The 11,989-nt window shown below is 35.1% G+C and carries 10 protein-coding genes, 2 pseudogenes and 2 other annotated features (1 of these 14 only partly in view); of the genes and pseudogenes, 6 read left to right on the plus strand and 6 right to left on the minus strand.

What is annotated here, in order from left to right:
- Positions 1 to 218 precede the first annotated feature (218 nt).
- Complete coding sequence (locus tag ABH955_RS10715; protein ID WP_002015229.1) at positions 219 to 869, plus strand: GTP pyrophosphokinase; 651 nt, start codon at positions 219 to 221, stop codon at positions 867 to 869.
- A gap of 96 nt (positions 870 to 965) precedes the next feature.
- Here the strand turns inward: ABH955_RS10715 and ABH955_RS10720 are convergent, their stop codons facing one another.
- Complete coding sequence (locus ABH955_RS10720) at positions 966 to 1,430, minus strand: hypothetical protein (protein WP_404454099.1); 465 nt, start codon at positions 1,428 to 1,430, stop codon at positions 966 to 968.
- A gap of 54 nt (positions 1,431 to 1,484) precedes the next feature.
- Positions 1,485 to 2,870, minus strand: a complete 1,386-nt coding sequence (locus ABH955_RS10725) for an alkaline phosphatase (RefSeq protein ID WP_113935607.1) — start codon at positions 2,868 to 2,870, stop codon at positions 1,485 to 1,487.
- Between the two features lie 269 nt (positions 2,871 to 3,139).
- Here ABH955_RS10725 and ABH955_RS10730 point away from each other — a divergent pair, with 269 nt between their 5' ends.
- Complete coding sequence (locus ABH955_RS10730) at positions 3,140 to 3,979, plus strand: GNAT family N-acetyltransferase (RefSeq protein WP_113935608.1); 840 nt, start codon at positions 3,140 to 3,142, stop codon at positions 3,977 to 3,979.
- 15 nt (positions 3,980 to 3,994) lie between these two features.
- Positions 3,995 to 4,879, plus strand: a complete 885-nt coding sequence (locus tag ABH955_RS10735; protein WP_404491105.1) for an alpha/beta fold hydrolase — start codon at positions 3,995 to 3,997, stop codon at positions 4,877 to 4,879.
- Between the two features lie 36 nt (positions 4,880 to 4,915).
- On the opposite strand, the gene ABH955_RS10740 is transcribed toward ABH955_RS10735, so the two are convergent.
- The 3 genes and pseudogenes from ABH955_RS10740 to ABH955_RS10750 all read right to left on the minus strand — a co-directional run bounded on the left by ABH955_RS10740 (position 4,916) and on the right by ABH955_RS10750 (position 6,601).
- On the minus strand, positions 4,916 to 5,416 hold the full coding sequence (locus ABH955_RS10740; protein WP_002015237.1) for a DoxX family protein: 501 nt from the start codon (positions 5,414 to 5,416) through the stop codon (positions 4,916 to 4,918).
- A gap of 216 nt (positions 5,417 to 5,632) precedes the next feature.
- A pseudogene (locus ABH955_RS10745) lies at positions 5,633 to 6,025 on the minus strand (hypothetical protein); the annotation flags it as partial.
- A complete protein-coding gene (locus tag ABH955_RS10750) occupies positions 6,026 to 6,601 on the minus strand; it encodes a histidine phosphatase family protein (protein WP_002015239.1) in 576 nt (191 codons plus the stop codon).
- A gap of 169 nt (positions 6,602 to 6,770) precedes the next feature.
- On the opposite strand from ABH955_RS10750, the pseudogene ABH955_RS10755 reads away from it, so the two are divergent.
- Positions 6,771 to 7,098, plus strand: a pseudogene (locus tag ABH955_RS10755) (phosphoglycerate mutase).
- Positions 7,099 to 7,170: 72 nt separating this feature from the next.
- Positions 7,171 to 7,293: a DUF4023 domain-containing protein gene (locus ABH955_RS10760; protein ID WP_000071861.1), complete on the plus strand. Its 123-nt coding sequence runs from the start codon at positions 7,171 to 7,173 to the stop codon at positions 7,291 to 7,293.
- A 43-nt stretch (positions 7,294 to 7,336) separates the two neighbouring features.
- Here ABH955_RS10760 and ABH955_RS10765 read toward each other — a convergent pair whose 3' ends face one another.
- Entirely contained in the window at positions 7,337 to 8,575 is a 1,239-nt protein-coding gene (locus ABH955_RS10765; protein ID WP_404454105.1) for a TolB family protein, read from the minus strand.
- Positions 8,576 to 8,804: 229 nt separating this feature from the next.
- Here ABH955_RS10765 and ABH955_RS10770 point away from each other — a divergent pair, with 229 nt between their 5' ends.
- Positions 8,805 to 11,519, plus strand: a complete 2,715-nt coding sequence (locus ABH955_RS10770) for a S8 family peptidase (protein ID WP_404491106.1) — start codon at positions 8,805 to 8,807, stop codon at positions 11,517 to 11,519.
- Between the two features lie 70 nt (positions 11,520 to 11,589).
- Positions 11,590 to 11,818: a binding site (T-box leader), on the plus strand.
- 51 nt (positions 11,819 to 11,869) lie between these two features.
- Positions 11,870 to 11,989, plus strand: a binding site (T-box leader); it runs 108 nt beyond the window's last position.

The raw sequence follows: 11,989 nt of genomic DNA on the forward strand, positions 1-11,989 counted from the left end.
TTCATACGAATTTCACATGAATCTATTACTATAAGAATTGTACATAGTGAAATTACTAACAATGACGTTTATTCATATATAATTTCATTTGAAAGGGGTTGAAAAGATGAAAACTAAATATCGCTTTATGATCTCATCATTTGCTGCTTGCGCCTACATGATTTGGTGTTTAGTATAATAACAACTTCACTTGTAAATAAGAAAAGGTGTGTATATAAATGGAATATAACCAATCAACCGTTAACTACTGGAAAGCTTTTGTATTACCTTATACATTTGCTTTAGAAGAGTTAAAAACTAAATTTGAAATTATGAACCGGGAAGCTCAATTTTTAGAAGACTACAACCCGTTTGAACATATAAAAACAAGACTTAAACAACCCGAAAGTATCATCAGGAAGCTTGAGCGTAAAAACTTATCACCAACAGTTGAAAATGCTCAAACACAATTACAAGATATTATTGGCATCCGTATTACATGTTGCTTTGTAGAAGATATTTATCATTTAAAAGAAGTTATTGAAAATCGTGGAGATATGGAAATTGTAGAAGTAAAAGATTATATTGCTAATCCAAAAGGAAATGGCTATAAAAGTTTGCATATGATTATTAAATATCCATTGTCACTAAATTCTGGTACGAAAGATGTCTTTGCAGAAATTCAATTACGTACACTTGCCATGGACTTTTGGGCAAGTTTAGAACATAAACTTTACTACAAATATGAAGGAAATATACCTGATTATTTGAAGGATGAACTACATGACGCTGCTATGAAAGCTGAAGATCTCGATAATAAGATGGCAACAATCCGTCAAGATATTGATGACATTGAAGCATGTTCAAACCAAATTTTATTACCACTATAACAAGGTTCTCTCCTATGAGAACCTTGTTTATCCCGATTGGTGATGGCTAATAATCAGTGGGGGATGGACAAAACCCCCACTGATTAAAGTTTCACTTTATTTCTTCTCTATCGTACGAACCTCTTCAATCTTCCACCCTTCGTCTTCTTTTCCAAGTGCATACCGCATTTTCTTTTGAAGAGTAACCCCTCCATCTACTTCTTTTTCCTCCGTTTCAACAATAACAAGCCCACCTTTAAGAGCTTTCATATTCATATGTTCTAACTCTATTTCCTTATTTCCCTTTTGAAATGCCGCTTCCTTTTGTGTTTTTAAGTCTTCAGCACTAGGCATCTTCTTTGAAAATAACTCCATATGTTCAGCAAGATTTTTTTCATTCGTCGTCCGTACAAATGCCTCAATAACATCTTGAATGAATTTCTCTTCTTCTTTCGTTATATGTACCTTTTCCTCAGTTTTTCCAGCAGATTTTTCTTCTATATTATTCTCTTGAGATTGACATCCAACTAGCAATAATACAAATACTAGAAGGAATCTTAATTTCCCTAAAAAAACGCTCATCTTTCCATCTCCTAAAAAGAAAAGTGAGGCATTTCGCCTCACTTTCATTTATAATTAGCGTCTTCCTTTATTTGGATCGCCGCCGCCAATAATGTCAAAGACACGTTTAGCTATATTTGTATTCTCTTGAACGCCAGAGAATAAGTATTTACCTGGTCCGAATGCATATACGTTCACATCTTCACCTGTATGTCCACCCGTTGTCCAACCTGTAACCGAACGCTTATTGAAGATATCTTCAATTGCATTATCAATCTTTGTTACATCTTTTGATGGAGCTATATCATTTACAGCTTTAATTTCTTCTGGTGTTAATTGTAGATCAATATACTTTTTCAATGTTTCTTCTACATTTGCACCTTTTACAATCTCACTTGCCATAAAGTCTGGCGTACGTTTCGCAGCTTTAATCGGATCTACTTTAAAATTATACTCACCATTCGCACCTAAAGATAATCCGCCAGTAGAATGATCTGCAGTTGCAACAACTAATGTGTTCTTATCTTTTTTCGCAAACTCAATTGCTGCTTTAAACGCTTTTTCGAAGTCTTCCATTTCACTCATTGCACCGACAATATCATTATCATGTCCAGCCCAATCAATTTGACTACCTTCGACCATTAAGAAGAAACCGTCTTTATTTTTGTTCAAGCGCTCAATCGCTGCATTTGTCATCTCTTCTAATGAAGGTGTTTTGTCAGTACGGTCAATCATTTTGTCTAAACCACCTGGTGCAAATAAGCCAAGAACTTGATCGCTTTTATCATTTAATAATTGATTACGATCTGTTACATAACTATAACCAGACTTCTTAAATTCTTCTGTAAGATTGCGGTCTTTTCTAACAAAGTTATTTACACCACCGCCAAGCATAACATCTATTTTATGCTTACCTTTAATTTTCTCATCAAAGTAATCATTTGCAATTGCGTCCATATTTTTACGACTAATATCATGTGCACCGAATGCAGCTGGTGTTGCATGCGTAATTTCAGAAGTTGCAACGAGTCCCGTTGACTTCCCTTTTTCTTTCGCTTGCTCCAATACTGTTTTCACTTCAGCTTTATCATTATCTACTGCAATAGCTGCGTTATATGTTTTTATACCTGCTGACATCGCAGTAGCTGCCGATGCAGAGTCTGTAATATTTTCATGTTCATCTTCTGGATATGTTTTTTGTGTTCCTACAAGATGCTTATCAAATTCTGTAGATTCCATCTCAAATGTTTTTGGATTATCTTTCATATAACGATGAGCTGTCATATATGAAGGCCCCATACCGTCCCCAATTAATACAATGACATTTTTAATTTTTGCATTGTTTCCGTTCTCATCTGCATTAACCTCACTAGAACGCGTAAAATTCCATGTTGCTACTGAAGTAACTGCTAACGACGCCACAACTGCAAATGGCCATGCTTTTTTTACAAACTTTTTCACTGTCTTGTCCCCCTAATTAGGTTATTCATTTCCCTCTATCAAATTTAATAGAAGACTGTTAAGAGAAAATGAGTTATATGTAAATTTTTTGTTAACTTATGTAAATTTAAGTTATAATTTGTATAAGTTTGTCTTTTCATATCAAGCATACTCCCCTTTACAAAGATAAATATAAACATGTTGGATTTCTTTTAATACGAACCTATTATTTTACATTTCGTAATATTATTCTTATTTTTTCTAATTTAAATAGAAATATGGTGAACTTTATGAAAACAGTAAAACTAGACGCATCTTCCATTCCAGATTTACTCTCTCTTTGCAAATCAGTCGGGTGGTTACAGCATGAGAGTTTTATGAAAGAGCAATTCCATATGTACCTTTCCATTGGCACAATTTTTGGCTATGTACATGAGAATAAACTTATTGCAGCGGGCGGGGTCTTTTCGTTTGCCCCTGGATATTCTTCTATCGGTATGTTAATCGTGCATCCTGATTTTCAAAGAAAAGGAATTGGCCGTATTTTGTTAAACAATAGCTTAAAAGTAACTTATCCATCGCTCCCTATTACGCTCATTGCAACAAAAGCTGGTGAATCCTTATATGAATCTTATGGATTTCAATCAATAACAACAATTCATCGTTTCGAAAAACAAGCGGCTCATATAAGTATAAATTCTTTTCCCATAAAACAAATTCAGCAAGCCGATCTTCAATCTCTCATTTTTCTTGATCAAACTGCGACTGGTGCAGATCGTTCTAATCTTTATTTATCACTACTATCGAGAGCAACTTACTCCTTTAAAATAGAGCGGGATAATCAAATAGATGCTTTTGCTTTATGCATACAAAAAGGAGATGTACTATGTATCACTCCACTTATTTCAAAAAAAGAAAAAGACGCTATTCAGTTATTAGAAATAATTTGTAACTCGTGGAATGGGTCAATACGCATTGATGTTCCGCACTCACAATTCATTTTCCGTCAATTTCTTCAAACAGAAAATTTCCAGGAAACGCTCCTTTCACCTCTTATGATAAAGAATGGTAATCAACTTCCTGGAAATCGTAATATACTATTTGCTATGATAGATGCAGCATTATGTTAGAAAGGAGACACCTAATTGAAGCAATTTAGCTATTTTATGGTAGGTTGTCTTACTCTTACACTATTAGTAGGATGTAGTGCAGCAAAAAAGCCAGTAGAACAAGTAAAACAAGTTAAAAATACAATTACAGCGAAACTAGCTACCGAGGAAAAAATGGTAGAGATAGATGGTCAAACGATTTACTTTAAAAAGATTGGTGATGAAAAACCACCTTTACTTATGATCCATGGATTTGGAGGATCATCCGATGGTTTTCAAAAGGTTTACTCAGATTTAGCAAAAGATCATACGATTATTTCTGTTGATGCTTTAGGATTCGGACGTTCCTCTAAACCGATGGATTTTTATTATTCTTTCCCAACTCATGCAAATTTGTATTATAAGTTAATGAAAAAACTAGGGTATGACTCATTCGCAATACTGGGACATTCTATGGGCGGAGAAATTTCTCTTAATTTAACATATTTATACCCCGAAGCGGTTACCCACCTTATTTTAACTGATGCTACAGGCGGCCCTCATACGTTCGTTAATAAACAAGGTTCACCAAAACCAAAGTTGTCGACTGATTTAAGTGCCGTTTCTTCTATTGCAGATTATGATGAGAGCAAAGTTAAATTCAAGCGTAATGATGAAGAGCATTATAATAAAATGAAATTATGGCCTAGGCGTCTTCAAATCAATGCAACTGAAATCAAGCAACCAACTTTAATTATATGGGGAAGAAATGATAGTAGCGTTTCTTGGAAAGAAGGAGAAACTTATCATCAATTCTTAAAAAATAGCACTTTCCATATTATTGAAAAAGGTTATCATGCTCCATTTCGTCAAGAGCCACAAGAATTTGTAGGGTATGTAAAAGATTTCTTCGAGAAAAATCCTATAAGTGCTGAAAAATAAACGGGTATCTCATTTTGAGATACCCGTTTTCATATATTAAGCAGCTTGCTTTTGGCGTTTTTGAATTTTTGATCCTAGTACTTTTGGAATAACTAAGCCATCAATTCCAAGTTTTCCAGCATTCATACCAGAAACAAGAACGAACATGGATAAGATAACCATTTCAGGGTTTACACCAATTGACCCACTAAACATATAGGAAAAGTTCATTACAAGGCCGAAAAAGACCGCTGTTTTTGTTAAACAGCCTACAATTAAACCAATTCCGACTAAAATTTCTCCCCACGTCACAAGTGTATTAAATAAATCAACGTTTGGAATTGCAAAATCTTGTAAGAATGATGCCCACCAAGATTGAACAGCTGGTTGTGCTCCTTTAGATTTTTCAATTGCACCTTGTAAATAACCAGTTGCATCGAAGCCTTTTCCTTGTAGTTTACCGATTCCAGCCATTACCCATGTGTAACCAAGATACACTCGAATTATCGCTAATACAAAAGAAACTGCTTTGTTTTCTCTTAAAAATTGAATAATCATATCTTCCTCCTAAAGTTGTAATTAAGTCAGTTACAGATAATATAATAACATTAGTTGCTTACTTTTAAAATGTTAATCGTGAATAATTTGTGACATACATAAAAAACATTAAATACTAACGTTTATATAGTAACTTTCATTACCTGTAAAAACTTGAACATATCATACCACAGGTGATAATCATTTTCATTGAATAAAATGTAAAAAAACTGTGAGTTAAATGTGAAACGCATTTATTCGAATATAGAATAAATCCGTTTCATATTGTTTATATACTCGAAATGTACATGTCTCCTCATCGGTTAATCTCGCTTCTCGAACAACTTCTTCTAACGTTTTGTCATGGTTAATAAACCCGTAAAATAGGCGTATTGTAAACATAATTGCTACATTTCCATCTACATAATCTATCAATCCAACATATGATTTTACACCACTATGTAAAAAGGATTCTACTAGTTTCAACTCCCCAAACTTATACCAACCATTTACAATATGTGTAATATGCAATTTTGCATATTACTTAATTTCCGCTACGCTAAAGTATACTCTCGGCTCATTTAAGTCGTACACATCTTCTCCTAACTCTTCCATTACAAATTTCCTCTCCTATAAGTCCATTTCATATATACCCGTTTCTTTCAAAAAATCAGCTCTAGTTAAAGCGACTTTCTGTAAATATTGCCTATACGCTGTAATTGTTCCATCGTGTGCAACGATACAAATTTTTTCTGCTTTTAACTGATAGCACCAGTGCAGAAATTCATCTACTATTTGCTGAAATTCCATCTCCAAGATGATATTGACTCCCTCATTCCATAACAATTCATTTCTACTTTCTTCTAATGAAAAATGTGGAAATAAATTTTGTATTATCTTTCGATCTAACAATTGATCGCACGGTAATGTTTTGGCGGATTCCCGATAAGGAAAAATACGCGGGGATATATATGGGTGAACAATTTTTTGACAAGCAACTTCCGCACTCCATATTGTCGCAGTTTGTAAAGTTCGAAGTGTAGGACTAGCGATTAATATATCCTTTTCTTGTAATGGTACATCGCACTGAAGCAATTTAGCCTGCTTCTTTCCCACGCCTGTCAATGGCGGATTCACTGCTTGTAAACTTAATGGTAAATCTTTCGTATGTTCACCTTCACCATGCCGAACAAAAATAAGTTTCATTCTCCTCTTCCTCTCACTATCAAATAGTCTCACATATTTCTTCCCTATTTTTTTCTTTACTCCTGCTATTTTAAAAAGCAGAATGTAAAAAGTCTTTAACATCAACGTTTGGAAAATATTACAATTATATATAAAAAATATTTTTTACAAGAAGAGGAGGATTACAAATATGAAATGGATTATCGTCTTTATGGGAATGATCATATGGGGATACATAAATGGCTTTTTTAATAGTGATAAAACTGCTAATCCTTGGATTACAGATGATGAGCGTGAAACAAAAAGCAATTATCGCAAGCTGGTCTGGTGTTTTCATATTTTGTATCATTAACCTCTTAAACAAATGGTTAGGTTTAGGAACGAGCGATACATCACCTTACTTACCATCTTCTGTCGCAACTATTTTAAAAGAAAATGTAGAGTTACAAGTTTTACTTATGTTATTCATTACGTACGGACTATTTTACTTATACTACCGAAGAAAACTAAGCGCTTAACTTTTATCTCATGATTTTCCTCCTAAATGGTTATAGTAACTAGGACGCAATGAAAAAAGGAGAGATATAAAAATGAGTAACTCAAATGACTTTTTAGATACATTACATGAAAAACAAGCAAAAGATGAACAAAATAGAAAGCGCCAAGGGAACGGAAACCCTGCGAAAAAAAAGCCAAATAAAACACATAAATAACATTGAAAAACCTGCCTGAAAATTATATTTCAGGCAGGTTTTTTTACTCGTCTTTAACCGAAACGACATCTTCCCAATTCCATTTCTCATAATACCACTCTGGCACATCTATATTTTCAATCCACTTCTTCTCATGTTTTCCATCGTTATGAGCAAGCCATACATCAGCTTTCTTACGATTTGAACGGAGCCACATTAATTGGTTGCTTTTCTTACTAAAAATAGGGTTATAATCGCCTTGGCTATTTGATGGCTTTGTAATTTGATGTTGTTCATCTGTTGTACTATTTATTTCATATAAAGATGGTAGTGGTCTTTTTTCTAGAGGGACCGATAGCTCTGCTTCCCTTGCCCTTGAAACGATAATTACATTATCGTTCTTCCATGTGAAATCCCAATCAACATAGCCTTTTGGAGTAAATGTATTTTGCTGGAGAGCCGGCAATTCTTTTATTTTTAAATGCTTATTCTCTAAAGCCACTCTCCCGCTTCCTTCAATATAGGCTAATATATTCTTTGATGGCGCCCATTTGAACCATTGTGTGTTTAATAACATTTGATCTACTGTTTCAAAACGACTGCCGTCTGATCGAATTAAGCAAAGGGTATTACTATCAGCTGACAAAGAAGCTGTTGGTACTGCCAAAAACGAAATCCATTTTTGATCTGGCGACCAATTAAATCCACTTCCAACTAATGCTAAAAAGTCATCATGCTCATTCGGTAGTGCATATAAATGCTTCATCTTATGAGGATTCATATTTGCATCCTTTTGTATTTCATATAACTGAGCACCTGTCCATCCTGTTGGAAGCAAGTACGCTTCTGATGATACAAGAAACTTCTTACCATCAGGATACCATGCATAGTCACCTACACCATTAGCTACGTTTTCAAAATCTGCTTTCTTTTTTTCAGCATCAAATGTATTTAATGTGCGTGCAAATACAAATGCAATTATATTCTCTGTTGGTGACCATTGATAATTCGATACTTCTGATTGAGATGGTGTAACTTTCTTTCCATCTTTTAGCCGATACAGTTCAAAGTGATTTCGCTTCTTTCCTTTTGCATATGCAAGCCATTCTCCATTATGTGACCATTTCGGCCCTGTTATGTAATCTCCTTTTGTAATTTGTTTTTCTTTTTCACCGACTTTAATCCATAGATTATGATTACGAATAAAGGCAACTTTCACTCCATTGTTTTCTGCCCTAGTAATAGAACTTGAACAGAAAAAAAGGAACAAAATCACGATTCCACTTACTATAAACCTTTTCATGTAGCACCCCCATTTTCCCCTTTAGCATTCCTCATATTCCGCTTACTATATGCAAATTTTAGCCATTCGACATAATCCCAAAAAATTTCCCAAGAAATTTTCAATTCAAAGAGGATTGGTATGAATTATGTCGAATGTATAGTCTAGCCAACATCCGCACCTATAATTAACGATAAAAATGTAATATTTATTTTCGTAAAATTGACACTTTTTATTAGGGGGAGTTTCAATGAAGAAAACTACATCAACACTATTAAGTATAGCGCTCGTCTTTTCGAGCTTTGGAGCATTAAGCGCCCATGCTGAATCACTGCAAAAAGAGAAGCAATTTAGCCCACAGTTAAAAGCAAATATTGAACAATGGGGAGAAAACAAAATCGCGCAAAATGTTGAAACAAAAACATCAAAAGAAATTTCAGTTATTGTAGAATTGCAACATGCTCCGGACCTACAAAATAGCAATGTGCAATCATACCATGCACAACTAAAAAAAGCACAAGAGGATACAACAAAGAAAATAAAAGAAAAAGCACCGAAAGCAACCATAAAAGAAACGTATAGTACGTTATTTTCTGGATTTTCTATTTCTATCCCAGGGGATCAAATTGCCGCTCTAGCTTCTTTACCTGAAGTAAAAGCAATTTATCCGAACTTAACATATAAATTACATGAAACGTCAAAAAGCCTAGCAGATCAAGAAACACCAAACGTTGGAGGCCCTACAGTTGGTGCACCTGAAGCTTGGAATTTAAAAGATCCGACTGGCAAACCCCTTGATGGAAAAGGGATGAAAGTCGCTATTATCGATTCAGGTGTCGACTATACCCATCCTGATTTACAAGCAAATTATATCGGTGGCTATGATACAGTCGATGAAGATAATGATCCGATGGATGGAAACGTCCACGGTACCCATGTTGCAGGAATTATTGCTGGTAACGGAAAAATAAAGGGGATTGCTCCGAATGCTTCTATACTCGCTTACCGTGTCATGAATGATGGTGGTACCGGTACGACCGATGATATTATTCAAGGTATTGAGCGAGCTATTCAAGATGGTGCCGATGTTTTAAATCTATCTCTTGGTCAAGATTTGAATGTACCTGATCAACCTGTAACAATGACGTTAGAACGCGCAGCAAAACTTGGTGTTACTGCAGTCGTCTCAAATGGAAATGATGGACCAAAACCTTGGTCTGTTGACGCTCCTGGTAACGCAAGTAGTGTCATCTCTGTTGGTGCATCTACTGTTTCTATTCCATTTCCAACATTCCAAGTAGCTGGTTCCAATAAATCTTACCAAGGATTACCGTTATCAAAATCAGATTTCCAAGTAGGCAACGATGCTCAGCTTATATATGTTGGTTATGGTAATTCAAGTGATTACGCTAAACAAGATGTGAAAGGTAAGTTCGCCCTTGTTTTACAAGGAACCTCAAGCACGTTAGTAAAAGCAGAACAAGCGAAACAAGCTGGTGCTCTTGGCGTGCTACTAATTTCTAATGAAAAAGAAATTAATATTATGCCCGAATATTTTGGACGTGAAAATCTAGCTGTTCCAGTAATGCAGTTATCAAATACAAATGGCGAAGAGTTAAAAACTTTAATTACAAAACGAAAGAAAAATATAAAAATTGGACAACCAAAGCAAACAGAACTTATTGGTAACTTTAGTTCAAGAGGACCATCACAAGGTAGTTGGCTAATAAAGCCTGATATTGTTGCACCTGGAGTACAAATTACTAGTACAGTGCCGAGAGGTGGCTATGAATCTCACAACGGGACAAGTATGGCTGCGCCACAAGTGGCGGGAGCTGTTGCCCTACTCCGTCAAATGCATCCTGATTGGACGACAGAACAATTGAAAGCAGCTCTTGCCAACACTGCAAAAACATTAAAGGATGTCAATGAAAATACATATCCTGTCATGGCACAAGGATCTGGTTTAATTAACATTCCAAAAGCAGCCCAAACAGATGCATTAGTGAAACCTAACAATGTAAGTTTCGGTCTTATTAAACCTAATAGCGGCAAAGTGAAGTTAACACAAAATATTACGTTACAAAATCTTTCTAACAAAAAGAAAAACTTTTCAACTCGCATTGAATTACTAGATACAAAAACAAAAATCCAGACTTCTTTCTCTTCTTCTATTAGTGTGAAACCTAATAGTAACAGCGAAAAGCCCTTTACTATTACTGTAGATAGCTCCTTACCACAGGGTGTATATACAGGAAATCTATATGTGAAAGAGCAAGGGAAGACTGAAGAAATGCGTATTCCATTTACGTTTAGCATTGATCCGAAAGAATACAAACGTATTGATGGTCTTGAAATCGTTAATTCTACTTTTAGTCCAAATAATGATGGAATACTAGATGACAACCTGATCAATTACTATTTAGTTACACCAGTGGAGGATGTAACATTTCACGCTAATTTAATTACGAAAGACCGTGTAACATATCAAGGCATGATACATCAAGGTAAAAACGAAACACCTGGTTATAAATCTTTCAAATGGAATGGTACGAAAACTGACGGATCTCCTCTACCTGATGGCTTATACCAAATCGAAGCTGTTGCTTCTAACTCTGGTGGAGAAACGAAACAGACAGGAGCTGTGTTTGTCGATCGTACTGCACCGAAATTATCGTCTGAAGTAGATCAAGAAAACCTCGTAATTAGAGGTAAAGTAGATGATATACTTTTAGATTGGATGGCAGAATCCGGATGGGTTGCTCCAGGACATCCCGTAACGATACAGTATGAAATTAACGGAAACGGAGCATGGGAAAGTGCATACCTAAATCCTTGGGAGAAAAACTATGAAATTTATTTCGATCGTAGTCAATTACAACAAGGAAAGAATACAATTCATATTGTAGCAACCGATGCAGCTGGAAATAAATCTAATTTAAACGTCGATTTAGAAGTGAAATAATAAAATTATTGTTGACAAGCTTTTAAATATAGTTTTATAATACAAAACATAGTTTAGTTGAACGAATTATATATCGGCTTTGAAGGAATACTAGTAGCGACTTATATCCCTGTCTCAGAGAACTGATGGTTGGTGCGAATCAGTACATATACAAGCGTGAATTACAATTCTGGAGCTTCTTTCCCGTAATGCTTTTTATGCATGAAGAGAAAGACGGATCTTTCCGTTATCTTAAAGTAAGTGGTAAACAATTAATTGTTTACAAATAGGGTGGTACCGCGATTTTTATCGTCCCTATCGGATTTTCCGATAGGGGCTTTTTTGCGTCCTTCCCTTTTAAATAACTTCATATATACGCGTTGAAAGAATCGCAGTAGTATCTTGTATCCCTGTTTCAGAGAGCTAATGGTCGGTGGGAATTAGCACATATATAAGTACGAATTACAATTCTGGAGCTTCTTTTTCGTAGT

This window comes from Bacillus sp. RC240 (assembly GCF_044907945.1).
Classification (GTDB): Bacteria; Bacillota; Bacilli; order Bacillales; family Bacillaceae_G; genus Bacillus_A; species Bacillus_A mycoides.

Coding starts and splice junctions, on each gene's coding strand:
- ABH955_RS10715 (WP_002015229.1), top strand. CDS start 219: ATGGAATATAACCAATCAACCGTTAACTACTGGAAAGCTTTTGTATTA.
- ABH955_RS10720 (WP_404454099.1), bottom strand. CDS start 1,430: ATGAGCGTTTTTTTAGGGAAATTAAGATTCCTTCTAGTATTTGTATTA.
- ABH955_RS10730 (WP_113935608.1), top strand. CDS start 3,140: ATGAAAACAGTAAAACTAGACGCATCTTCCATTCCAGATTTACTCTCT.
- ABH955_RS10740 (WP_002015237.1), bottom strand. CDS start 5,416: ATGATTATTCAATTTTTAAGAGAAAACAAAGCAGTTTCTTTTGTATTA.
- ABH955_RS10750 (WP_002015239.1), bottom strand. CDS start 6,601: ATGAAACTTATTTTTGTTCGGCATGGTGAAGGTGAACATACGAAAGAT.
- ABH955_RS10760 (WP_000071861.1), top strand. CDS start 7,171: ATGAGTAACTCAAATGACTTTTTAGATACATTACATGAAAAACAAGCA.
- ABH955_RS10765 (WP_404454105.1), bottom strand. CDS start 8,575: ATGAAAAGGTTTATAGTAAGTGGAATCGTGATTTTGTTCCTTTTTTTC.
- ABH955_RS10770 (WP_404491106.1), top strand. CDS start 8,805: ATGAAGAAAACTACATCAACACTATTAAGTATAGCGCTCGTCTTTTCG.